Below are 25,672 nucleotides of genomic sequence, written 5' to 3' on the forward strand. Positions count from 1 at the left end.
GATTGATAAAATGACCAATTGATAAAATAGCCAATTGATAAAATAATAATGTTGAAAAAATAAGGATACTTTAAAAATTTTCAAGACATCTTACTCAATCCATATTCTTTTAATCAAAAAAAAATACAATGTTTTGTGATTAATGTCATGTCCTTGACAACAAATGCAACAACCTAAAACCAAAATCAAACCAAAATCTTTTTAAAAGTGCCAGCAACACCGATGCTTTTGATTTGGACATTGTTAATTTGATATTATTAAAACACAATTCAATACTTGCATTTGTGCCATATATTTTTTAAGATACGCCAAAATCAATACACCATAACCAACACACCAATGCACAAATTCCACCGCCATCAGGCATTGCTTGCCAACCTAAAAGCCACAGACAGTCTACGCCAGTTACGCCTCACCCCTCACAAGATACTCAATTTATCCAGCAACGATTACCTTGGCGTGGCAAATGACTTAGACCTTAAAAATCAATTCATTAATACCCATCAAGACCATGCCGACTTCGTATTTGGCTCGTCGTCATCACGGCTTTTGACAGGCAATTTCACCGCTCACGATGAATTAGAAGACACACTGAGTACAGCCTATGGTCGCCCTGCCCTGACTTTTAATAGTGGCTATCACATGAATATTGGCATTTTGCCTGCCATTGTAGATGATAAGACGCTCATTTTGGCAGATAAGTGGGTACACGCCAGCATGATTGATGGCATCCGCCTTGCCAAACAATGCGGAGCAAAATTTTATCGCTTTAATCATCAAAATTTTCATCAATTAGATGAGTTACTCACCAAGCATCACGCCCATTATCGCCATATCATCATCATGACAGAATCGGTATTTAGCATGGACGGTGATATCACAGATTTGGCCCTATTGGTAGCCATCAAGCGTCGATTTGACAATGTCTCTTTGTATGTTGATGAAGCACACGCTGTGGGTGTATTTGGTGAGCGTGGACTTGGCGTAGGCGAAATGATGGGTGTGATGAATGAGATTGATTTTTTAGTAGGAACCTTTGGCAAAGCATGGGCAAGCGTAGGCGGTTTTATCATTTGTGATGGCACAATTAAAGACGCATTGATTAACACCGCAAGGCCTTTGATTTTTAGTACCAACATTCCGCCTGTTAATGCACTATGGTCAAATTTTATCGTCAGACAATCTTTGTTGATGACAAAAAAACGCCAGACTTTGCTTGATAATAGCCAGTACTTCATTCACAAAATTTGTCAACTGGGTCTTAGCTGTCCAAGCACCAGTCAAATCATTCCCATCATCATCGGCAACAACCAGCAAGCCATCAATCTTGCACAAAGCCTACAAACACAAGGCTTTTACGCATTGCCCATTCGCCCACCTACCGTGCCCATGAACACTGCACGCATCAGGGTATGCTTAACAGCAGACATCACACGAATGCAGATTGATGAGTTTTGTCACATCTTAGAACACACATGGCAGAGCGTGCAATGACCACCAAAAACACCCATATTGATAGTCAAATGGTTGCTAAAAACTTCGCCAAAGCATATCTAAGCTATGACAAAAATGCCATCATTCAACAAAAAATTTGTCAAGAGCTGATACAACGATTACCAAACATCAGCCCAAGCTCTGTTCTAGAAATTGGCTGTGGCACAGGCAGTCTAACCAATCTTTATGCACAAAGATGGCAATTGGACAAACTGTATCTTAGTGATTTGCATGACAGCGTCAAAGACAACCTTGTTTATTGTCCAACCGAATATCTGATTGGTAATATAGAACACTTACCATTGCCAAAGATTGATGTGGTGCTGTCAAGCTCTGCCTTGCAATGGATTAAAAATCTGCCATCTTTAATGGCTCGCATTCATCACGCTTTGCATGATGGCGGTATATTTGCATTTAGCAGCTTTGGCATGGATAATCTCAAAGAGATCAGGTCATTAACGGGTAAAGGCTTAGATTATCACGCCCTAGACGACATTAAATTCATGTTAAAGCAAGCAGGTTTTAAGGTGATGTACGCTTGCCAACGGTACCACACACTCAACTTTACTCACCCAAAAGATGTTTTACACCACATTAAAGATACTGGTGTATCGGTAGGTGGCGGTGTATGGAATAAATCATCGTTGCAGACATTTTATGATGACTACCACCAACGCTTTGCCATTCACCAAGAGGGCAAAGAGAATCGATGGCTATACCCCCTTACTTATGATGCACTGATTTTGGTTGCCAAAAAAGCCCACCAACTCCATCAATCCTAAACGCTTGCACCCACACTTCTGGCCAAAGCGATACCATCTTCAATGCTCATGTAGGTCTTTTTGCTTGGCGTGTCACAAAACACCACTTCACCTTCACAAAATACCAAACATTCATCAACAGCAATCTGTTGCCATTTTTCATTGGTGGTCAAAGGAATCGTTACCAAAATTGTTACCCTATCCTTGTTGGTTGTCATGTCGCCAAAGTTCACACTCACCTCACCATCGGTCAAGTGTGCCTCACCAAACGGTGCTTTGCGAGTCAGATAAAACAGCAGACTGCCTGCATAAGCCAACTGCCAATTACCATTGGAAATCAAGCAATTAAACAGGCCATTGGCCGATAAATAGCGACACTGCGCCGTCAAAAATGCAAACAACATCTCATCAGATGGGCGAGTTTTGAAGGTGGCTTTTAGGCGATTTAAAAGATAACAAAATGCCAATTCACTGTCCGTCGTCCCTACGGGTGAATAATATTCAGCATTGCCATTAGTGTGCAAGCGTTCAGTGCGACGGATAAAACTGTTGGTCATCTGGCCATTATGTGCAAACGCCCACTGCTCGCCCCAAACCTCACGCACAAAGGGGTGTGTGTTGGCAAGGTTATTTTTTTCACCTGTGGTTGCCTTACGAATATGAGCAATGACATTCATCGCCTTGATGGGATAATGATTAATCAAATCTGCCACAGGCGATAGATGGCTTGGTTGATTATCATGAAACTGTCGCAAACCAATCCGACCTGATTCACTTTGCTCAAAAAAGGCAATCCCAAACCCATCAACATGATGGTCGGTCAACCCCCCACGCTGGCGAAACCCCTTAAAACTAAACCCAATGTCGGTGGGTGTGTTACAGTTCATTCCTAATAGCTGGCACATATCGGCTCACTTTTTTAGCTCAAATTTAAGTTTTGTGATTTTGCATTATTCCAATGCCAACTTGCCAAGCGTTTCATTAAGTCGGGATTTTTTACCATGATATCATCACCCGTCCGCCCTTGTTCACGATTATAGTGAATGACATTTAAGCGAAGTAGCCAAAAGATGGTTGCACTATAAGCCAGCATGATGGGCAGGGCAGATTGTTCGTCAGCGGTCAGTGGGCGGATACTCTCATAACCCTCGATAAAAGCCTTCATTTTATCCGTATTAAAATTCACGCTCTCGCCATCGGTTGCATCACCCCAAGTGGTACAAAAGTCATTGATGGTGATGGCAATATCCATCAAGTAATGCTCAACAGACACTTCAGTGAAATCAAGCAAGCCTGTCAGTTTGGCGACATGACCAGAAAAGTCCCACAGCGTATTGTCGGTAAACATATCCAAATGACACAAGCCTTTTGGTAAATTGGCAGGTAAGTTGGCATAAGCGTCCCAAATATCATTCATCAGCCGAGCCTCATCAGCAGGCATAAAACCAGTTTCACGCTGTTTGACCCTTGTCCAGTCATAAAGTGGTACACCATAATCTTCGGCAGGTTGCAAAGTTTGCAAAGTTTCGTGCAAAACAGCAAGAGCCTTGCCCATCTCAAAACACATTGGTTCATCGGTCGTTGTTGGGTGCTTGCCTGCCAGTTTTGGCACAACCAAAATCGCCTTGTTTTCATATCGCATCACACAATCTTCACCGACATTATTGCCCTTGGCGGTCAGTTTTATCAGCGGTGGTGCGATGGGCAACTTATCCTTCAAAGCGTGCATGACGGTTACCATTTTGATGATATCAGCAGGCACTCGCTCTTCATACAATGTGAATACATGACTAAATTCATCGCCAGCACCACCACCTGTCTGAATGAACCAATTGGAGTTTTTAATGCCCTGTGTGATGGGAGTGGCACGCTTAAATTTCACACCAAACAAGCCACAAAAAGCAAAAAATTCATCTTCGGATAAATGGGTATAAACAGACATGATGCTCTCGACAAAGTGATGGGATACCGTGATGGGATAAGTATGGCAATCAACCTATTTTAAAACTTTTTGGATCAATTTACCATCATTTATGTAAACATACCAATTCAACATCAAACCACGCCCCAAATCCAAACTAACATTCAATCAAGATAAAGGGCTGGCTTAGGTATGTGGTTTTTGTCTTGCGGATTAATGATTTAAAATCTTACTTAAAAATGACTGTGCTCGCTCACTTCTTGCACCGCCAAAAAACTCATCACGACTACAATTTTCTACAATGTTGCCCTGGTCCATGAATATGATGCGATTTGCAACTTGGCGTGCAAAGCCCATCTCATGCGTCACGCACATCATCGTCATGCCATCTTTAGCCAGACTGACCATCACATCTAAAACCTCTTGAATCATTTCAGGGTCAAGTGCCGATGTCGGTTCATCAAACAGCATAGCGACAGGATCCATTGACAAGGCACGAGCAATCGCCACACGCTGCTGTTGTCCTCCTGACAGCTCGGCAGGATATTTGTTGGCGTGTGCAGACAACCCCACTCGGTCAAGATATGCCAGACCTTTGGTATTGGCCTCAGACTCTTTGCGACCCAGCACCTTAATCTGGGCAACGGTTAAATTATCCTTGATGGACAAATGTGGAAACAGCTCAAAATGCTGAAAGACCATGCCCACACGACTACGCAATTTGGCCAGATTGGTCGCTTTATCACCTACCGATATATCACCTACCATGATTGTGCCAGCTTGAAACGATTCTAGTCCATTAACCGTCTTAATCAAGGTTGATTTACCAGAGCCAGACGGTCCACAAATCACCGTTACATCGCCCTTATGCACATGGGCCGTGCAGTCGGTTAATACCTGAAAATCACCATACCACTTGGATACATTGCTGATTTTAATCATCATTTCATCAGTGGCATGCCCTGCGTCGGACACCAAGCCACCAAATTCATTTGTCCATGTGGTTGCATCAATTTGTTGTACGATTGTCATAATTTTTCCTTATTGTTAGCTTAAAATCTCAAACGGCGTTTTAGTGCATTAACCGCTGTGGAAGCTGTCAAGCTGATGATGAAGTACACCACGCCGGCCCCTAAAATATATGGCGTAAGTAGCCCCATCAAATCTCCACGCACATAAGATGCACGGAAAAAATCCACCAAACCAATGGCAAATACCAAGGTTGTATCTTGGAATAAGATGATACATTGTTGCAACACAAGCGGTAACATTCTGCGAAATGCTTGTGGCAAAATGATGAGTTGCATTGTCTGCTTATAAGTCATGCCCAGTGCATAAGCTGCCGAAACCTGACCCCGCCCAATAGACTGAATGCCTGCTCGCACAATTTCTGAAAAGTACGCCGCCTCAAATACCATAAACGCCACCACGCATGAGGTAAAGGCGGTATCTAATGTAAAAAACTTCCCCGTAATCCAGTTATACATCATTGGTACAGCAAAATAAAACCAAAGTAACACAAGTAGTAGCGGTACTGAGCGAAAATAATTCACATATAAAGTGGCAGGCACCGACAGCCATTTTTTGCCAGACAATCGCATCAGTGCCAGCACTGTACCGATGGCCAGACCACCAATAATGGCAAGAATTAGCACCTTTAAGGTTACCCAAAAACCCATCATCAAAGCAGGCATGGCAAGCTGTAATTCACTCATACTGCACCCCCAATCTGTCCTTTGATACGCACTTTTTTCTCCAAAACTGTCATGCCAAAAATCAGCGTCATATTAAAAATTAAGTAAATGATGGTTGCAAAAGTGTAAACCTCAAAGTGATTTTGTGTGTATTCGCTGATTGTTTTGGTTTGACTGATCAGCTCTGCCACACCAACAAGCGATGCTACTGATGCATTTTTAAAACAGTTGGTCAACTCCGAACTCATTGGTGGCAATATCACTCGAAATGCCTGTGGCAAAAGCACATGACGATACACCTGAGCTGTATTAAATCCAAGTGCATAGCCTGCATTCGCTTGGCCTCTTGGCAGTGATTCAATACCAGTTCTAACCTGTTCAATAATGCGTGCTGCGGTAAACAAACCCAAGCCGACACTTGCCGAAATGACAGCCGTCGTGTTAAAAGACAGTGATTTAAACCACCAATCCTGCATTGTTTGCGTCAAAAAACTCGGTGCCACATAAAACCAGAAAAATAACTGTATGAGCAATGGTACATTTCTAAAAAACCCCACATATACTGTGGCAATCGTGCGTGCCGTCTTGTTGGGCAGAGTTTTCATCACGCCAAGCACACTGCCGATGACAAGTGCAATCAGCCATGCTGCCGAGCCAATGACCAGTAACCAACCAAGCCCTGTTAGCAGCCAGTGCCAGTATAACTCACCACCCACACCAGTAGGCTGTAACAACACACCCCAATTCCAATGATAATTCATGCAAAATTCCTATCTATTCCAAAAAACCACTCAAAAAGAGTGGTTTTGTCAACGCTTTTGGTTGCATCAAGCAACCGTATTAAAAATTATTGCGGATCTGCTTTATCATGTGGGTTTGCCAATAGTTTTTTTAAGTTATCAGACATTGCAAAGTCCATATTGACATTTTTTGGTGGAATTGGTTGAGTGAACCATTTGTCATAGATGCCATTGATCTCGCCAGATGCGTAGACAGATGTCAAAGTATCATCTACAACTTTCTTAAAGTCGGCATCACCCTTACGAACCATACAGCCATAGATTTCAAATGATTGTGGCTCACCAACGATATGCCATTTGGCTGGTTCTTTTGACTTGGCACGCTCGCCTGCCAACAGCACATCGTCCATCATGAACGCATCAGCACGACCACTTTCTAACATTAAGAAGCTCTCGCCATGGTCTTTGGCCGAAACAATATTGATGCCAGCTTTTTTCTCATCGTTATATTGCTTGATGTAACGCTCAGATGTTGTTCCTGCGGTAGTTACCAAAGTTTTGCCCTTAAGGTCAGCAAAATCATTGATGCCAGAATCGGTGGCGGTCAATAGACGCGTACCAATTTCAAAAAAACCAACTGAAAAATCAACTTGCTGTTGGCGTTCGGTGTTATTGGTGGTAGAGCCACACTCCAAATCTACTGTGCCATTTTGAATCAAAGGAATGCGAGTTTGAGAGGTAACCAGATTGTAGCGTACTTTCAAATCAGGCATTTGTAGTTGATTTTTAAGTGCTTCGACAACTTTTAATTGTAGGTCGTGTGCATACCCAACTGGTTGATTTGGATCATCTGCAATATAAGAAAATGGAATGGAAGAATCACGATGTGCCAAAACGATGGTGCCTGATTGCTTGATTTTATCCAGTGTACTTTGAGTGGTGGTGGCTGGTTCTTTTGTATCAACTGCTGCATCTGTCGCAGGGGCTTTATCACCGCCACAAGCTGCCAACAATGCTGCCGATAGTGCCAAAACGGCAAATTTTGGTAAATGCTTCATAAAAATCCTCTTTTTATGCAAATAGTTAAATAAAGTAGGTAAAACAGCCAATCTATCATGACCATATCACAAGACAGCATACAGCCAAAAATAAATTGCATGACTTCATCATAAAAGAAATTCACCCCAAGTGCAATATTTTTTTAACATTAATGATACTTTTGTGCAAAGATTGGTTAAATCAGCCGAATAAACATCAATTCTTGTCAATTCTTGTCGTTATCGATTCATCAAATGCCAAACCCAGTTGGCAGACTTTGCCAAGAAAATTTTTCTTAACGAAAAATAGAATATTAGGCATCTTAATGGTTGTGTAAATTTTTCTTTATTGTCATAATAGCCCACCAAATCCTCTTTGCTAAAGTAAAGGAAAATCATGCTAGCCAAACGCCTAATTCCCTGTCTTGATGTTGAAAATGGTCGAGTCGTCAAAGGGGTGAATTTTGTAGACATTAAAGATGCTGGTGATCCTGTGCAAGTCGCCACTCGCTATAATGACGATGGTGCAGACGAGATTACTTTTTTGGACATCACCGCAACATCAGACGGACGCAACACCACTTATGATATGGTTGAACAAATCGCCAAAAATATCTTTATTCCACTCACAGTGGGCGGAGGCGTGCGTAAAATTGATGACATTCGCAATCTTTTAAATGCAGGGGCGGACAAGGTTGGCATAAACTCTGCTGCCATCACTAACCCTGATTTGGTCAGTACAGCTGCCGCACGCTTTGGCTCTCAGTGCATTGTTGTATCCATTGATGCAAAACGCGTGGTCAAGGCTGATGGCAGTATTGGCTTTGAGATTTTTACACATGGTGGTCGCCATGCGACAGGCATTGATGCGATTGACTGGGCAGTACAAATGACTCATCGTGGGGCAGGAGAGTTACTCGTTACCAGTATGGATGGCGATGGCACAAGGGCTGGCTACGATTTGCTACTGACACGCACCATCAGCGATCTGGTAGATATCCCTGTCATTGCATCAGGCGGTGTGGGCAATCTGCAACATTTGGCAGACGGTGTACTACAAGGTGGTGCAGATGCGGTGTTGGCAGCAAGCATTTTTCACTTTGGCGACCACACAATCCAAGAAGCCAAAGAGTTTATGGCAAATCAAGGTATTTTGATGCGACTGATTAAGCAAGCCCAATAAGCAAACTTGCTTTAATTAAGGCAGTTTTGCTAGATAGTCCACCAAATTATTTTTTTAGGTTGTTTTTAGGTGTTTTGAATTTTTAAATAAATGCTTGCAAAACCATCTAAAAATCGCCCTATTTTGATCAAAATATGCTATCATAGTCGGCAATTTTTTTTAATCAATTTAAACGAGCAAAATATGAATTACACCACTCAAAAGTTCGCCGTCAGTCATATTGACGGTGCTTTGGACCAAAGCCAAGACCTACGCATTGGTATTGCCGTTGGTCGTTTTAACGGATTTTTGGTAGAAAGTCTGGTTGAGGGGGCGCTTGATGCTCTGCTGCGTCATGGTGTCAAAGGTGAGAATATCACAGTCGTGCGTGTGCCAGGAGCGTTTGAATTGCCATTGACCGCAAAACGCTTGGCGACATCTGGTAAATACGATGCCATTGTGGTGCTGGGGGCAATTATCCGTGGGGCAACACCTCATTTTGACATCGTAGCAAGCGAATCTGCCAAAGGCCTAAGCCATGTCGCCCTGCATCATGACATTCCTGTAATTAATGGCATCTTGACCACCGAGAATATCGAGCAAACCATTGAGCGTGCTGGCACCAAAGCAGGCAACAAAGGCTATGAAGCCGCCATGACCGCCATTGAAATGGCAAGCGTGCTAAAAGCCCTATAATCAACGCACCTCAGGACAAATTTAAGCGGTTTGCCCTTTTTTATTATTTAATAGCACAATCAGTCGTTTTGACACTCAGTTTCATCGTTCCAAGGTGTTTTTATCAATAACTATCCAAAAATTTCCAAAAAAGCTTGATGATAAAGATGAAAAAATAAGATTTTTGGTTTTTTGTTATGATCAATCAGCACCAAAACAGACACCCAAAAGAGCCATATCCATGACAGACCAAAATACCGAATCCATCATCAAAAATGATGATTACAGCTATAAGACCAGCTACACTGCCGTGCGTAAGGCACGACGCTTTGCCCTACAAGGTCTTTATGAATGGCTGATGACCGATCATCGTTTTGCCAATGAACACCGTGATTTTTTAGGCGGTAACGAACCACACGCCATTGTCGCTCGCACCCGTGCAGATAACGCCATGCACACCGTACATTTGGGCTATTATCACGAGCTTATGCGTGAGATTCCAGAAAAAGCAGGCGAGCTGACGATTGAAATTTCGCGTTATCTTGACCGTAGTTTTGACCGCCTAGATCCCATTGAACGCGCAGTATTGCTCATCGGTGCTTATGAGCTTAAGTATAGCCTGCACATTCCTTATAAGGTCGTATTGGACGAAGCCATGCAACTGAACACTTACTTTGGGGCGACAGACGCACACAAGCTGATCAATGCCGTACTAGACCGCTATGCCAAACTGGTCCGCCAAACTGAGAAAAATGAAAAAATCACAGAGCCCAGTAAGACTGGCGATGTACCAAATTTGGGTTGAGTGTTTACAAAATGCGTCATTGAAAAATGGCGTATTTTTGATACATCAACACAAGCATCAAATCAGCCGTTGCATTCATCATTCAATTCAATTAACTTAGCTTAAACCTAACAAAAAACTTTATGAAATTGCCTTAAAATGTATTTTCCTTTAAATATATTTTAAGGCAATACAAAAGTCATCAATGGCTGACCATTTAATTCACCCATAGAAATAAGAACAATATTTTGGGCGTTCAATTTAAATCTGCAATTTGCAAGCCAAGTCTGCGAGTACCACCTAAAATGTCCGAATTTTCTTTGATTGACCGCCATTTTCAAAATGCCACCGCCTGCCACAAAAACACCGTGCTTGGCATTGGCGATGACTGTGCGATAAGCGTGCTACCGCCAAACTGTCAATTAGTTAGCTGTGTTGATGTGTCGGTGGCAGGACGGCATTTTGTCCACCAAACACCGCCCCACGCTATCGGCTACAAATCGGTGGCGGTCAATCTGTCCGACCTTGCCAGTATGGGGGCGACCCCTTATGCCATTTTGCTGGGGCTATCCCTACCCACGCATTTTGCCAATGACGCATTTTTGACGCCCTTTGCCCAAGGCATTGGCGACATTTGCAATGATTTTAAGGTCTCGCTCATTGGTGGCGACACCACAAAATCGGATATTTTAACCATTTCTATCACCGCTTTGGGCTTTATTGGACAAGGGCAAGCCATTCAACGAAGTGGGGCGAAAGTTGGCGATATTATTTGTGTCAGTGGCAATATTGGCACGGCAAGTTACGCCTTGCACCACATTCTTGACGATTTAAATGGCGACGGCAATGCCTGCCCAAATGCGTTGGCAAATCTGCCCACACCGCTCAAAACCGCCTTGCAATACCCAGTCCCAAAAGTGGTTTTGGGGCAACAGCTTATCGGTTATGCCAGCAGTATGATTGACATATCGGACGGTTTGGGGCAGGATTTGGGGCATATTTTAAAGGCAAGCGGTGTGGGGGCAAGATTGGATTTGGACAAAATTCCGTGTAGTGCGTTTTTGGACGCTCTGCCCTTTGCACAAAAATACCGCCATATTGTCAATGGGGGCGATGATTATGAATTGTGTTTTACCATAAATCCAGATAAATTTGCCAAATTTAATGCACAAAATCCCAATACCATTTATCCGATTGGACAAATTACACAAAATACAGGCATAAAGTTTTATTTTGATAACAAACCAGTGGATTTTGTGGTTAAAGGGTGGGAGCATTTTTGATGATTGATGTTATGGGCAACCCTATCAATATAGAAAAAACAGAACGGCTTATTCGTGAAATCAACCTCATTCACGCCAAATATTCTACTGATTATTTTGAAACAGGCAAAGTACAAAAAATCAATCTAAGCCATACCCTAAATAAAGTACCAATCGAGCATATTTTTTCTTATCGGCTGAATTTGCACGAAGCAATCAACGATTACTTGTTGTTTGCTGACACCAAGGACATTGCTTTTTATTATCGGGTCAAAACCTCTGAAAGTATCCAAGATAAAATCAATCGCTATTTACAACGAGAAAACCAATATCCTGTCAATAATATTTTAAATGATATTTTTGGTGCAAGGATTGTTCTGCCATCTGCTGATATTGCGGTAATTTTGGCTAATTTAGACCATTGGAGAAAAAAATATGGTTTAAAAAATTGGTATTTGCGAGATGTGGACGGCTATATCGGCATTCATATTTACTTTAAGAATGCCAGTAACTTTTATTATCCGTGGGAATTGCAAATTTGGGATGAAAAAGATGCACGAAGCAATATCAAAAATCATATTGCTTATAAAAGAGGATTTGTTAAATGACCAACCGCAAACCCAATATCTACAAATCAAACCCTTGCCCCCCTTGTCCGCCTACCGCCACCGCCTTTGACAAATTCATTTATTGGCTGGGCATTGGCTTGGGTTCTGGCTTACCCAAAAAAGCTGCTGGTACTTGGGGGACGGTGGGTGGACTTGTGATAGCATTGCCGATGTTATTATTAGGCTTTTTGGGGTTTTTTGCCATTACTGTTTTGGGTTGTTTGATTGGCAGTTTTATTTGCGGTAAGACATCAGATTTAATGCAAGTTCACGATGACCCGCATATTGTCTTTGATGAATGGGTAGGAATTTGGATTGCGTTGTTGCCAAGCGTATGGCTATTGGCAAATACACAAGATGAGAATAAAACAGGATTGGCATATCTGCACCCCAGTTTGCTTTTGTTATTTATCATACCCTTTGTCTTGTTTCGTTTTTTTGATATCATCAAGCCGTTTCCGATTAAATGGGTGGATAACAATGTCTCGGGCGGATTTGGTATTTTGATTGATGATGTGCTGGCGGGGCTTATGGCAGGGGTGATTTGTTATATGCTTTTTATGCCAGGGGGGGGTTTAGATAATTGAGGACAAGTTGAGTTTAGATTATTATTTGTTATAATATATTATTTTTTGGCGGTATCACATGACTTTTAAAAAGAAATTATTCATTGCTATTATTATCATCGGTCTTTTTGTGGTGGTTTGGTTTTGGCAACGGCAACAACCGCCACAATTAGAATACTTAACCGAAACCGTAACGCTCACCGACATTGAAGAGACCGTGATTGCAGGTGGTCAGGTGTATGCTGAAGAGTTGGTTGATGTGGGGGCACAAGCGACTGGGCGAGTGGATAAACTTCATGTTAAACTTGGGCAACGGCTCAAAAAAGGCGATTTGATTGCTGATATTGATGCGACACAACAACAAAATACCCTAAAAGATGAACAAGCCAGTTATCAGGCGTTAATCGCCCAACATGACATAAAAAAATTACAACTTGCCCAATCACAAAACGATTTTAATAAACAAAAACAAGGCTTTGATGCAGGGATTGTGTCAGAAGTAGACTTGAACAAAGCCAAAAACGCCTTGTCAGTTGCTCAAAAAGAGTTATCTGCCAGCACATCACAACTTGAGCAGGCAAAACTCAAAATCGCCACTGCCAAAACCAACCTTGCTTATACTCGCATTACCGCTCCCATTGATGGCGTGGTGGTGTCGGTCGTTACCAAAGAAGGGCAGACCATCAATGCCATGCAGTCATCACCTACCATTATTAAACTGGCTCAAATTGATACGGTACAAATTAAAGCCAAATTCTCTGAAGCCGACATTCCCAAATTAAAAGTCGGTATGACGGCGAATTTTACTATCTTAGGCTTGCCAAATCAAAAGTTTAACGCCACACTAGAAGCGATTGAACTTTCCCCCATTGGCGATAGTTCGCAATCTGGTGCGGTGTACTATTATGGCTTATTAAGCGTGCCCAACCCCAATCACGAACTGTTTATTGGTATGACTGCCAATGTAACGGTGATGATTGCCAAAAAAGCCCAAACCCTTGCCATTCCACTCACCGCTTTGGGCAAACAAGTTGGCACGGACGAATTTGATGTGCAAGTCATAGACAATCAAGACAGCGATACGCCCACGATTAGCACTCGTAAGGTCAAAGTTGGTATCAACGATAAAATCAATACCGAGATAGTATCAGGCTTAAAGCAGGGCGAAAAAGTCATCGTCTCACAGTCAGACGGCAAAATAGCAACGCTAGATGTGGGGCTATAACATGAATACCCCCATTTTATCATTGGCAAACATTACCAAAAAATTTGGCTCTGGTGAAAACGAATTGCAGGTGCTACATGGCATTGATGTAGAGATTTTTGCAGGGGAAATGGTCGCTATTGTGGGTCAATCAGGCTCTGGCAAATCCACGCTAATGAATATTCTAGCGTGTTTGGACACCCCAACATCAGGCGATTATGCCATTGACGGCGTACCCACGACTGATATGGACAGTGATGCGTTGGCAAGTTTACGGCGGGATAAATTTGGCTTTATTTTTCAGCGTTATCAATTACTTGGCAGTCTAAATGCCCTAGAAAATGTCGCCATGCCTGCCATTTATGCAGGAACAAAAAACCACGAACGAGAACAAAAAGCCAAGCTATTATTGACAAAATTAGGCTTGAAGCAACGGCTTTATCATTATCCCAATCAGCTATCAGGTGGACAACAGCAACGAGTGTCTATCGCTCGTGCCTTGATGAATGGCGGTCAGATTATTTTTGCAGACGAACCGACAGGGGCGTTAGACAGCAAAAGTAGCCGTGATGTGATGGATATTTTAACCCAGCTTAATCAAGAAGGTCATACGGTGATTTTGGTAACACATGACCCAAAAATCGCCCAAAGTGCCGAGCGAGTGATTGAAATTTCAGACGGTCAAATTTTAACCGATACAAAAAAAACTCAAAGTAAGCCACTGAGTGTTTCAGTAAATTTTTCCCAAAAAGCCAAAAAAAACTTTAATATTCAAGCCATCAGTCGTATTAAAGAGGCATTTCGCATGGCGGTTTTAACCATGATTGCCAATAAGATGCGAACACTTTTAACCATGCTTGGCATTATCATTGGCATTGCTTCTGTTGTGTTGATTGTCGCTTTGGGTAACGGCTCAAAACAGCAAATTTTAACGCAAATTAACAGTATCGGCTCATCAACGATTAGTGTTTCTACAGGGGTTGAAAATGGTGATGATAGCGTTAAGCCCAATGATTTGACCCTTGATGATATGTATGCACTTGAAAAATTGCCCTTTGTAGAGAGTGTGTCGCCTGATTTGTCAATGACCATGCAAGCCCAATTTGGTAATCACACCAAAAGCGTACAGGCGGACGGCGTGGGGGTTAATCACCACCGATTACAAAATGTGGAATTTGTCGCAGGGGGTATGTTTCGTCAGTCGGACTTGGATAATTTTAGCCAAAAAATTATCATCAGTGAAAAAGTCAAACAAACTTTTTTTAAACAAAATGATGCCCTAGGGCAAGTGATACTGTTAAATGGTGTACCGACGACGGTTGTTGGCGTGTTTAAATACAAGGGCATTGAGGGTAATTATGACCGTGGTTTAAAATTTTGGTTGCCTTATCGCACATATCAAGCTCGCTTTGCAGGCGAGTCGCCACAACTTAATAGCATTACGGTACTCTTAAAAAAAGACCAATCTTCTGCCTTGGCAAGCGAAAATATCAGCCAAGTACTCACCAAACGGCATGGCAAAAAAGATTTTAGCCTATTTAACAGCGATAGCCTTGCCAAAACGGTAGAAAAAACCGCCCAATCTTTGACCTTGCTTATCGGAGCGATTGCGGTAATTTCGCTACTGGTTGGCGGTATTGGTGTGATGAACATCATGCTGGTGTCAGTTACCGAACGCACAGGCGAGATTGGTGTGCGTATGGCGGTGGGCGCGACCTATAAAGACATCGTTTGGCAATTTTTGATTGAGGCAATGGTCGTTTGTGCATTGGGCGGTGTTTTGGGCGTATTATTGGCTGCTGGGCTGGGTATGCTTGTGCAACTATTTAATATTAAAGTGATTTTTTCCATTGCGTCTATTGTGCTTGCGGTGGGTTGTGCCAGTCTGATTGGGCTTGTGTTTGGCTTTATGCCTGCACATCGTGCAGCAAAAATGAACCCAATTGATGCGTTAAACAAAGGATAATGACAATGACAATCAAATCTTTGAGCTTAGTATTGGCAATTTTGACCTTATCGGCTTGCCAAACCGTGCCAAAACAGATACATTTATCAGAAAATCTAAACAATTATCCTAAAAAATGTACAAACATTGATGATGAATCTTGTAATAATAACTGGTGGCAAGCGTTTGACGACCCAGTGTTAAACCACTATATGCACCATGTCATCACGCATAATCGCGAATTATCTGTCGCCACGCTTACCCTACAAAAGGCGATTTTTAACCACCAAAAAATCCAAGACAACAAAAAAATTATGATAAGTAGCACCGCCCTTGCCAATCAGCGTGCACAAAAATCGCTTGCTACAGGTGAAACAAGCACAACGGGTGGTTTTGAGGTGAATGTCAATGCCAGTTGGGAAATTGATTTATGGGGAAAACTGGCGTTACAACAAAACATCAGTGAATGGGAAACACACGCAAGTCATGCCGACCGCCAAGCCGTGTTTATGAGCCTTACTGCCACAGCAGTCCGAGAATATTTTAACTTTTTGGGCATTGTGCAAAAACGCATAGACAATCAGCAAGCCTTAAATCACCAACAAAAACAACGCCAATTTTTACAAAATCAGCTAAAATTAGGACTGATTGCCCCTGCTGACACCGTACCGATTGAACAGACAATCAATAACCTACGACAAACCGCCAATAATCTAGTGCAACAACAACACGAAAGCCTAACCACGCTGTCATTGTTAAGTCAAATTAATAAAAATGATTTGGAAAATCAGTTAAATACGCATCAATTTGCATTCAAATTACCAGAAAATATTCAAAAACTGCCCATGAATGTGATAAATAACCGTCCAGACATTCAAGCACAACTATCACGACTGACGGTCAGTTTGGCACAAAAAAATCTCATCAAAAAAAACCAATATCCAACGCTGGTATTCACAGCAGGGGCAAGCTCACAACACAGTCATTTATTAGATTTACTAAAAGTGCCTGTACTTAACTGGGGGGTTTCGCTAAATATTCCGAATTTTAATGCAAAAGATTATCAGCATCATTTAAATCTTGCAAAAATTGATGAGCATATTGCAACATTGCACTATCAAGACAGCGTGTATAAGGCGTTGGCAGATGTGCAAAACAAATTGAAAAATTTAGCAAATCTTAAACAAAATCATCAACTTATCTTAACAGCCGAACAGCTTGCCCAACAGCAACGCTCGCACCAACAAAAACGCTACGAATTAGGGTTTATCTCTGCCAGAGAACTAGAAGACAGTAAAGAACAAGCCCGCCAAACCCAAACAGCGGTTATTGATAGTTTGGTTAATCAAGCCCAAGCCCTAGTGAATATCTACCAAGCGGTGGGCGGTGTGGTTGATTTGTAAATGCTAACGCTTGTGTTATAATGATTTGATTACTCTATTTTTAATAGTGCAGGGAATTATTATGACACTTACCACCATCATCATGTCCGCAGGCAAAGGCACTCGTATGAAGTCTGCCAAACCCAAAGTCTTACAGCCCTTAGCAGGCAAGCCACTACTGGCTTATGTGCTGGCAACTGCCAAACAATTAGGCAGTCAAAAAACCATTGTCATTTACGGCTTTGCAGGCGAGCAGGTCAAAGACGCTTTTGCCTGTGAGCAGATTGACTGGGTGGAACAAAAAGAGCAACTTGGCACAGGACACGCTGTGATGATGACCTTGCCTGTATTGCCTAGAGACGGTAAAAGTCTGATTCTATCAGGTGATGTACCGCTGATTGAGGTAGATACCTTACAAAGACTTACCCAAACGGACAGCCCATTTGCGATGCTGACGATGGACACAAAAACCCCCTTTGGGCTTGGGCGGATTATCCGTAGAGACGGACAAGTTGTTGCCATTGTAGAAGAAAAAGACGCCAACCAAAGCCAAAAACAAATCACCGAAATCAACAGCGGTGTGTATTGTATTGACAATAAAATTTTGCATACCTATTTAAATAAACTTACCAATGACAATGCACAAGGCGAATATTATCTGACCGATATTGTTAAAATGGCGGTAGATGACGGCATTCACATTGCCACCGTATCGCCAACTTATGCCTTTGAAATTGAAGGGGTAAACGACCGCATTCAACTTGCCAACCTAGAACGCACGTATCAAAGATTTCAAGCCCAAAATCTTATGAAATCTGGCGTGCATATCATTGACCCTGAGCGTTTTGATTTGCGTGGTCATTTGACTGTGGGGCAAGATGTTGAGATTGATATCAATGTGATTTTTGAAGGCGATTGCGTTTTGGGCGACAATGTCAAAATTGGTGCTGGCTGTGTCATCAAAAATACGACCATCGCCAGTAATACCGTAGTACAGCCGTACAGTATTTTTGACAATGCGGCGGTGGGCGAAAATAACCAAATTGGACCTTTTGCAAGGTTGCGACCTGATGCCATTACCGCCCAAGATGTCCATATCGGCAACTTTGTGGAGCTTAAAAACACCCAAATGGCAAATGGAGCAAAAGCCAATCATCTGGCGTATCTGGGCGACAGCACGGTGGGCGAGCAGACGAATATCGGTGCTGGCACGATTACCGCCAATTATGATGGCGTGAATAAATTTAAAACCACGATTGGGGCGGGCGTGCGTGTTGGCTCAAATGCGGTGTTGGTCGCACCTGTAACATTGGGCGATAAAGTAACCATTGGGGCAGGCTCTGTCATTACCAAAGATTGCGATGATAACAAACTGGTGATTGCTCGTGGCAAGCAAGTAACCATTGAAGGGTGGGTAAGACCTGAAAAGCCGAAAAAATAGTTAAAAGCACATAATACTAAAAATGATTTTAAACTAAAAGTATAAATTTTGATTACAAAGTTTTTAGGTTTTATACACCCTTACAATCATCTTTTCAAGTTGTAAGGACATCATAAAAAAATAGCAATAAAACTCATTACAAAAATAAAAATATGATCCCCGCCCCAAACACATCAAAGACAGCGTGCGCTATCGCAAAAGGCGTGATGGATTTTATTTTTTGGCGTAATGCAATAAAGACAACACCCATCATGGCAATCGCTACTGCCGACCACAAACCCTGATAAATATGAAAAATAAAACGAACAAACACGCTGCTTATCAACGCATAAAGGCGATGCTTGGGCAAGACAGCAAATGTCAGACCCATGAAAAACAATTCTTCATAAAATCCATTGATCACTGCGAACAATAACAATGCAATGCTAATATGTGCAAATAAATCAGTTTGTGCTTGGGTTGCGTCAGGAATAAAAGGACTACCCCCTGTTGATATGCCATAACTGACATACAACACCAAATCTGTAGTCAACCCTCCCACGATGAGCAAACCAATGACCATCGGCAATGTCATTTTATTAACTGAAAAATCCAGCAATTTAACATCAAATTTTCGCCACCACAAATAAATACCAGCTACCACTAAAAATGTCAGCTCAATCAGAATGCTAGACCAGTTGGCATCATCAGAAAAAGACGATGCCAAAATGGGGTCTGGTGTAGGCTCATGAATATAGCCCACAACAGAAACATAAGCAAAATACCCAAAAAATATGAATGACAAAACGACAAAGTCAAGATAAGTTAAAGGACGCTTTGCAGACTTCATAAACTTCACAAAAAAGTAGCCAAAAGCATTATTCTACAACAAAGTCTTTAAGGGTGTCAATTTGACCATTCACAGCGTGTCTAAGTTTGGTTTAAAACCCACATTAACAGCCATATTAACGCCGATCAAACAAAACCATATAAAAATATTCAAATATTTGGTATCATAAGCAAAATCAATTTAAACCATTTTAGTTAATTTAAAAAGAGGACAATATGACCGACCTAAACATACAAGTCATCAATCACCCCCTTGTCCGCCATAAACTTTCACTCATGCGTATGGCTGATTGCAGTACTTATAAATTTCGCACTTTAACCAAGGAGCTGGGCAGATTGATGGCGTATGAAGCCAGCCGTGATTTTGAAATTGAGACCTTTAAAATGCAAGGCTGGTGTGGCGAGATTGATGGTGAACAAATCAAAGGAAAAACCGTAACGCTTGTGCCAATTTTGCGTGCAGGCATTGGTATGCTTGATGGCGTCTTAGACCTATTACCAACCGCCAAAATCTCTGTTGTGGGTCTGCAACGAGACGAAGAGACATTAGAACCTGTGCCATTTTTTGAAAAATTTGTCAAAGACATTGACCGTCGCCCTGCTCTCATCTTAGATCCGATGCTTGCCACAGGGGGCAGTATGGTTGCCACTATTGATATGCTCAAAAAACACGGCTGTACCAACATTAAAGCTCTTGTGCTGGTTGCTGCACCAGAGGGCGTACGCTTGGTTAATAAGGCGCATCCTGATGTCAAAATCTACACCGCAGCACTTGATGACCACCTAAACGAAAACGGCTACATCATTCCGGGCTTAGGAGATGCTGGCGATAAAATTTTTGGCACAAAAGAACTTTAAGCGATTCAAACTTTAATCATAAAAAACACCTTCCATAACCACCCCAAAAACCATATGTTATTGGGGGTATGGAGGGTATCTTTTTATTGGGTCAGCTTACAATTTAAGCCAGATTACAATCTAGGCTAATTTTTTAATCACAAAACCAAAATCCTTCATCTTGGTTTCTTGTTCAAGTGGGGCAAGGCTGGCTTTGGTATGTGGTTTATCTTTAAGATATTTTTGAGCCACTCTTTTTAAATCATCAAGCGTTACCGCCAAAATCTTGGCACGCAAGGCTTGCTGGTATGCCTTATCACGCCCATGAAGCTCAGCAAAACAAGATTTGACCGCCTCGCCTGCAGGTGAGCCTGGCTTATCCATGCCAGCAATGATGCCCAAAATCGCCTCTTGCAATTGCGATTTGTCATGTTCATGTTCAATCAGCCAGTCAATGCTTGATAAAAAATGCTCAAAAGTCGCCTCACAGTTGGGATCTCGATAACTATAAAATTTAAATGACGCTGCATTGCCATCAAAGCTTGCACCACCGCCATATGCACCACCTTTTTCCCGAATGGCAGAATGCAGATAGCCATTACGCAAAAACGGTGCAAGCACCATAAGAGCAGGTGTATCAGGGTCATCTGATGTGGTCGCAGGATAGGCAGAAGCATTGTGATAAACATTGGTTGGAATAAGCCAAGCGATGTCCTTGTCATCTTTACCACCCTCATCATCTGGCAAGTCTGACAACTCATCAAAAGGAAGTGATTTGGTGTTTGCGGTGATGGGTCTTGCACCCACATTCAAGGTGTTGCTAATCTGAGCACTCAAAGTCTGTGCTACTTCTTTTTCACAAACCAAAATGACATCTTTTGGCAAATTGATCATCTGTGCATGAAGTGCCGATAGGCGTTCGGATAAGATTGTCCATTTTTCATCATTGTCATCTGCCAAAAATGCCTTTAATGCCACAAGTGCAGGCAATCCAGAAAATGCATATTCAATCTGTGCAAGCCTACTCATACTTCGGCTGGCGGTCTGCATGGCATAAGCATGACCCGACCCTGCTAAACGAGATTGCCAGCTGGTTTGCTTTTGTTGTAATAGCTCACGAATGCGGTCAGTTTCGCCAAATATCGTCTCATCAAGCACTTGATTAACCAGTTGCATCGCTTCTGTTTTGCGGTTTAACGCACGAGTCGCTAGCACAAAATAGCTGGTCATTTTATCTTTATCTATCATGTCAGTACGCTGACTGATACGAGCGGTCACACCTGATGAACACGCTGCCTGCACCGCTTGAAACTCTCGTGCGTCATACTTGCTTGTACCCACTTCTGACAGCAGTGTCAGATAAATAGGCAATAAAGGATTGCTTAAAATTTCATCTGCCTGATCACCCAACGGCATCACCACTTGATAGTAATACAAGCCGTTGGTTCCTGCGTGATATTGATACAAAGTACGCTTTTGACCACTCAAAGTGATGGGTTTTTTATCAGCGTGTATGAAATGAATGTCAGCTGGAATGTCTTGTAGCCCCACTTTTGGTAGCAGATCAACATCATCAGCCATCATTTGGCGAGCCTGCAAATCGGCCATTTTTTGACGAATGACCTGTCGCTCTTTGTCGCTTAGCTTTTCATCAAGTTGTTCAAGACTCGCCTGCTCATCAGCCACCAATTGACTTGCTTTGTCTTTATCTGGCAAGGCAGTCAGGCGGACACGATGCGGATTATCAATCAAATGTTTTTTGATCAGTTCTGGTACAAAGCTTGGATCGCTCGCTTGTTCCCTAAGCCAACTTAAATGCTCATCAATCTGCCAAACATCTAAGGGGTCTGCCCCATGAACTGCTGTACTAAATGCCTCTAGCATCAGTGTTAGGCCATATGGCATACCATCACCACCGATGTGCCTTTGATCAAGCTCTATTTGATGCAGTACAGTCTCAATGGTGTCATTATCCACACCCTGACTTACCACATCTTTGAGCAATGCCAAAATCCCCTGCTCAACATCATCAGCATATTCAGCATCAGAGCCACGCACACCAGCATAGAACACCATTTCATAATGACTGTCATCAAGTCCTAATAATGGACTTGGGGCGACAGCATGCTCATAGCTTTCTAAATACGCACGCAGCGGTGAACCAGAATGTTCTACCAATACCCCCTCCATAAGACGAAGTGCCAATCTTTGCTTTGGGTCACTGATGGTTGGTAACAACCACGATAAAATATGATGGGTCATCTGCTCACCATCATCATCGGCAATATAAGTATCTTGCACACGAACTGGACTGGTTAATCGCTGTTCAGTAACCGAAGTAAACTTTTTGCCAACTTTTGGACGCTCAATATCATTAAATCTATCTAGCACATTGTCCTGCAAATACGCTTGAATGTCGCTTGCAGGAATGTCGCCAAAACTCATGACAATCGCATTTGATGGGTGATAATGCGTTTTGTGAAAGGCAACCAAATCATCATGAGTCAAATCAACGATATGTTTAGGGTCGCCCCCAGAATTATAATGGTAAGTTGTCGTTGTAAATAAATGTGGCATCAGCGAATGATAAATCTGATCAATCTCGCCACTCATCGCCCCTTTCATTTCATTAAAAACAATGCCATGATATTTGGGTTTATCATGCTCATCAAGCTCAATACGAATGCCCTCTTGAGCAAAATCCAACTCATGAATATTGGGAAAAAAACACGCATCAGCATAAACGGACAATAAGTTAAAAAAGTCATTTTTATTTTGAGTAGCAAACGGATATACCGTCCAATCTGCTGCCGTCATGGCATTCATAAAGGTTTGTAAAGAACGCTTAATCATGCTAAAAAACGGGTCTCTGACAGGATACTTTTCAGAGCCACACAGCACAACATGTTCTAAAATATGAGCCTCGCCACGAGAAGTCATTGGCTGTGTGGCAAAGCCTATCATCAGTGCATTTTCATCATGATCGCACGCCAAATGATAGTGGATTAGTCCAGTTTCAAGATGCCGATAGTGCATCACATCAATGTTCAAAGCATCAATTGTGGTTGTACTAATCAGCTCAAAAGCAGGATTTGTTGCACAATTAGTCATATCTCCCCCTATTATTTTTTTTAGATATAAATTTAGACACAATAAGGGTGGTAGTTTAGCATAATTTGCCATAAAAGATGATGGCCAGTGGATACATTTTTGGCAAAATATGCCTTAAAAAACAAAAAACCGTAAATTATTATTACGGTTTTTTGTTACCAAGAGCTTTAAAGACTTTGACAAAATGACAAAATTGCACAAAATTTTTAAATCATATCAATCATCAATCATCAATCATCAATCATCAATCTCACTTTTTAATATTTTGCCAGTTTTTGCATCAACAGATACATGATACTCAACGCCTTTTGCATTGACGACATCAACATCAAAATGTGCGCCAAGATGATGGTCATGATCAAACTCCACTTTTTTGACCGAAGTACCTTTGATGTGGGCTTTGGCAAGCTTACTCGCTTTGGCAAGCGAAATGTATTGTGCTTTATTTTGTTCATAAATACGCATATCATCGTCTGCCATCGCAGGAGCGGCAAATGCTGTAGCAGTTAATGCAAAAATAGATAAAGCCAAAATGTGTTTCATGGATAATCTCCGTTGGTTACTTATTCAAATTACTTATTCAAAACAAAAACATAATAACAGCAAAAACTCAGCTTGATATTGAATATTTGCAACTTTTTGTAAAATTTTCAATCATTTTGTCAAGTTTAAAAGCACATTGGCTGATGTAGCAATTTGGCCACTGGTATTATTTATCATCAATTTAGCCAAGTTTGGCAAAAATAATTTGTTTAAGCTCAGCATCACTTTTATGCTGAACATCTGTGCGTCTGGTCGCATAAAAGATAACGCCAAGCACGATCCACACCGCCAAAGCATAACGAGACGGTGTGCTTAATGCACTGATGGAATTTGGCAACAACAAAAGCAGTAAAAACCCCACTGAAATGATCATGCCTAAGACACCCACGAATGCTTGCAAGGCACTCTTTGGTTGTACACGCATACCAAATACCACACCCTCACGCCCCAGTTTGTACGCACAAGCACAAGTATAAAAAAAGGTTATTGCGATACCGACGCTAGCCATATCAACAATCCACAATAACGCTCCTCTCCCAAACCAAGGGCTAATCATACACACCGCCATGATTGCGTAAAAAGCCACTGTTGGCGTTCCATGTACAAAATGCACTTTACCAAACACAGGTGGTAGCATTTGGCTGCGACTTAGCGTCAAGACCACACGACTGGCTGCCACATAAAAACCATTCAATCCTGTTAGCACACCCATACTGACCGCCACAACCATCAGCACCAATCCAAATTTGCCCATCACCGATGCCATCACTGCACCTGTCGCCCATGAACTGCTTGCAAAATTTGACAAATCATCACCAAAAGCAAGAGCTGCTGCCACAATGATTGCAACATACAAACAACTTGCACTCAAAACACTGGCAAGGAGCAACTTCATAATCTTGGTACCACAAAAGCGAAACTCGCCAGCCAACTGCGGAATACCATCAAAACCCACATAAGCCCAAGGCACAAAAGCAACAATCGTTGCTACTGCCGACCAAAAACTCACGCCATTTGGCGGTAACAACAATGGCCCTACGCCATGATTGGTATAATGAATGCCTGCACCAAACAACACTGCCGCCACCGCAATAAACATCAACATGACTGCCAAGAATTGAACACGCCCAGAGATGGCAGTATTATTAGCATTTAAATACGCAAAAGCCACTAAAAATAGCGACGACACCGCCACCTCTGGTGCATAAATTTTCCAACCAGCGATCTCATACAACTCCCCTTGCATCATCATCTCAGGGACAATCAACCTCAGTACAAGCGTTACCGCTGACGCATTGAGCGAAATGATGCTGATATAACCCAGCATGAGTGCCCAACCTGCAATAAATCCATGTATGCGTCCAAAGCTCGCCAACGCAAAAGCAATGCCACCACCTGTTACAGGCAAAGATTTGGTGGCATAACCATAGTTAATCGCAATAACGCCAATCAAAATCGTACCAATCAAAAAACCTGTAATCACAGCCATCAGACCGGCTGATGACAACCATTCGTAGGGCAACACAAACGCACCCCAGCCCACCGCAGAGCCAACCGCCATCGCATAAACCCAGCCCATCTTAAAACCTTGGTTGATTGGTACAATTTGGTTGGAATGATTCATTAAAATCCCTCATCACTGATGATTAAAATTTGATTAAAAAAGATTGATGGTTT

23 protein-coding genes are annotated in these 25,672 nt (G+C 42.1%); 13 read left to right on the top strand and 10 right to left on the bottom strand.

What is annotated here, in order from left to right:
* Window positions 1-339 precede the first annotated feature (339 nt).
* Window positions 340-1,494 (top strand): aminotransferase class I/II-fold pyridoxal phosphate-dependent enzyme, encoded by a 1,155-nt coding sequence (locus U9670_RS05075; RefSeq protein ID WP_323841158.1) that lies wholly within the window; start codon window positions 340-342, stop codon window positions 1,492-1,494.
* The gene (locus tag U9670_RS05080) at window positions 1,476-2,276 is read left to right on the top strand and encodes a methyltransferase domain-containing protein (protein ID WP_323841157.1); all 801 of its coding nucleotides are present in this window, start codon (window positions 1,476-1,478) and stop codon (window positions 2,274-2,276) included. The genes U9670_RS05075 and U9670_RS05080 overlap by 19 nt, the downstream gene beginning before the upstream one ends.
* Here U9670_RS05080 and U9670_RS05085 read toward each other — a convergent pair.
* The 6 genes from U9670_RS05085 to U9670_RS05110 form a co-directional block, all read right to left on the bottom strand.
* The gene (locus U9670_RS05085; RefSeq protein WP_323841156.1) at window positions 2,273-3,160 is read right to left on the bottom strand and encodes a class II glutamine amidotransferase; all 888 of its coding nucleotides are present in this window, start codon (window positions 3,158-3,160) and stop codon (window positions 2,273-2,275) included. The genes U9670_RS05080 and U9670_RS05085 overlap by 4 nt on opposite strands.
* Window positions 3,161-3,174: 14 nt before the next feature.
* Window positions 3,175-4,197 (bottom strand): homoserine kinase, encoded by a 1,023-nt coding sequence (locus U9670_RS05090; RefSeq protein ID WP_323841155.1) that lies wholly within the window; start codon window positions 4,195-4,197, stop codon window positions 3,175-3,177.
* Window positions 4,198-4,389: 192 nt separating this feature from the next.
* Window positions 4,390-5,118: an amino acid ABC transporter ATP-binding protein gene (locus U9670_RS05095; protein ID WP_323841274.1), complete on the bottom strand. Its 729-nt coding sequence runs from the start codon at window positions 5,116-5,118 to the stop codon at window positions 4,390-4,392.
* A 110-nt stretch (window positions 5,119-5,228) separates the two neighbouring features.
* Complete coding sequence (locus U9670_RS05100) at window positions 5,229-5,891, bottom strand: ABC transporter permease subunit (RefSeq protein ID WP_323841154.1); 663 nt, start codon at window positions 5,889-5,891, stop codon at window positions 5,229-5,231.
* Window positions 5,888-6,631 (bottom strand): amino acid ABC transporter permease, encoded by a 744-nt coding sequence (locus U9670_RS05105; RefSeq protein ID WP_323841153.1) that lies wholly within the window; start codon window positions 6,629-6,631, stop codon window positions 5,888-5,890. Before U9670_RS05105 ends, U9670_RS05100 begins: the two co-directional genes overlap by 4 nt.
* Window positions 6,632-6,717: 86 nt before the next feature.
* Window positions 6,718-7,668, bottom strand: coding sequence for a glutamate/aspartate ABC transporter substrate-binding protein (locus U9670_RS05110; protein WP_323841152.1), 951 nt, complete (start codon window positions 7,666-7,668; stop codon window positions 6,718-6,720).
* A gap of 376 nt (window positions 7,669-8,044) precedes the next feature.
* On the opposite strand from U9670_RS05110, the gene hisF reads away from it, so the two are divergent.
* From hisF to glmU, 10 genes are all read left to right on the top strand, one after another.
* Window positions 8,045-8,830, top strand: coding sequence for an imidazole glycerol phosphate synthase subunit HisF (hisF, locus tag U9670_RS05115; protein WP_501993682.1), 786 nt, complete (start codon window positions 8,045-8,047; stop codon window positions 8,828-8,830).
* Between the two features lie 183 nt (window positions 8,831-9,013).
* Window positions 9,014-9,505: a 6,7-dimethyl-8-ribityllumazine synthase gene (gene ribH, locus U9670_RS05120; RefSeq protein ID WP_323841151.1), complete on the top strand. Its 492-nt coding sequence runs from the start codon at window positions 9,014-9,016 to the stop codon at window positions 9,503-9,505.
* Window positions 9,506-9,725: 220 nt separating this feature from the next.
* Entirely contained in the window at window positions 9,726-10,289 is a 564-nt protein-coding gene (nusB, locus tag U9670_RS05125) for a transcription antitermination factor NusB (protein WP_323841150.1), read from the top strand.
* 284 nt (window positions 10,290-10,573) lie between these two features.
* Window positions 10,574-11,551 (top strand): thiamine-phosphate kinase, encoded by a 978-nt coding sequence (thiL, locus tag U9670_RS05130; protein ID WP_323841272.1) that lies wholly within the window; start codon window positions 10,574-10,576, stop codon window positions 11,549-11,551.
* Window positions 11,551-12,138: a nucleotidyltransferase family protein gene (locus tag U9670_RS05135; protein WP_323841271.1), complete on the top strand. Its 588-nt coding sequence runs from the start codon at window positions 11,551-11,553 to the stop codon at window positions 12,136-12,138. Before thiL ends, U9670_RS05135 begins: the two co-directional genes overlap by 1 nt.
* Complete coding sequence (locus U9670_RS05140; RefSeq protein WP_323841149.1) at window positions 12,135-12,725, top strand: phosphatidylglycerophosphatase A family protein; 591 nt, start codon at window positions 12,135-12,137, stop codon at window positions 12,723-12,725. The genes U9670_RS05135 and U9670_RS05140 overlap by 4 nt, the downstream gene beginning before the upstream one ends.
* A 58-nt stretch (window positions 12,726-12,783) precedes the next feature.
* Window positions 12,784-13,929 (top strand): efflux RND transporter periplasmic adaptor subunit, encoded by a 1,146-nt coding sequence (locus tag U9670_RS05145; protein ID WP_323841148.1) that lies wholly within the window; start codon window positions 12,784-12,786, stop codon window positions 13,927-13,929.
* 1 nt (window position 13,930) lies between these two features.
* The gene (locus U9670_RS05150) at window positions 13,931-15,874 is read left to right on the top strand and encodes a MacB family efflux pump subunit (protein WP_323841147.1); all 1,944 of its coding nucleotides are present in this window, start codon (window positions 13,931-13,933) and stop codon (window positions 15,872-15,874) included.
* Window positions 15,875-15,879: 5 nt separating this feature from the next.
* Window positions 15,880-17,256, top strand: coding sequence for a TolC family protein (locus tag U9670_RS05155; RefSeq protein WP_323841146.1), 1,377 nt, complete (start codon window positions 15,880-15,882; stop codon window positions 17,254-17,256).
* A gap of 61 nt (window positions 17,257-17,317) precedes the next feature.
* Window positions 17,318-18,676: a bifunctional UDP-N-acetylglucosamine diphosphorylase/glucosamine-1-phosphate N-acetyltransferase GlmU gene (glmU, locus tag U9670_RS05160; RefSeq protein ID WP_323841145.1), complete on the top strand. Its 1,359-nt coding sequence runs from the start codon at window positions 17,318-17,320 to the stop codon at window positions 18,674-18,676.
* 136 nt (window positions 18,677-18,812) lie between these two features.
* Here the strand turns inward: glmU and U9670_RS05165 are convergent, their stop codons facing one another.
* On the bottom strand, window positions 18,813-19,505 hold the full coding sequence (locus U9670_RS05165; RefSeq protein WP_323841144.1) for a CPBP family intramembrane glutamic endopeptidase: 693 nt from the start codon (window positions 19,503-19,505) through the stop codon (window positions 18,813-18,815).
* A gap of 215 nt (window positions 19,506-19,720) precedes the next feature.
* Here U9670_RS05165 and upp point away from each other — a divergent pair, with 215 nt between their 5' ends.
* Window positions 19,721-20,362: a uracil phosphoribosyltransferase gene (upp, locus tag U9670_RS05170; protein WP_323841143.1), complete on the top strand. Its 642-nt coding sequence runs from the start codon at window positions 19,721-19,723 to the stop codon at window positions 20,360-20,362.
* Window positions 20,363-20,482: 120 nt separating this feature from the next.
* Here the strand turns inward: upp and U9670_RS05175 are convergent, their stop codons facing one another.
* From U9670_RS05175 to U9670_RS05185, 3 genes are all read right to left on the bottom strand, one after another.
* Window positions 20,483-23,452 (bottom strand): insulinase family protein, encoded by a 2,970-nt coding sequence (locus tag U9670_RS05175; RefSeq protein ID WP_323841142.1) that lies wholly within the window; start codon window positions 23,450-23,452, stop codon window positions 20,483-20,485.
* Window positions 23,453-23,689: 237 nt separating this feature from the next.
* The gene (locus U9670_RS05180) at window positions 23,690-23,995 is read right to left on the bottom strand and encodes a PepSY domain-containing protein (RefSeq protein WP_323841141.1); all 306 of its coding nucleotides are present in this window, start codon (window positions 23,993-23,995) and stop codon (window positions 23,690-23,692) included.
* A 181-nt stretch (window positions 23,996-24,176) separates the two neighbouring features.
* The gene (locus U9670_RS05185; RefSeq protein WP_323841140.1) at window positions 24,177-25,619 is read right to left on the bottom strand and encodes an APC family permease; all 1,443 of its coding nucleotides are present in this window, start codon (window positions 25,617-25,619) and stop codon (window positions 24,177-24,179) included.
* Window positions 25,620-25,672: the final 53 nt, after the last annotated feature.

Source organism: Moraxella tarda, assembly GCF_035181405.1.
Classification (GTDB): Bacteria; Pseudomonadota; Gammaproteobacteria; order Pseudomonadales; family Moraxellaceae; genus Moraxella.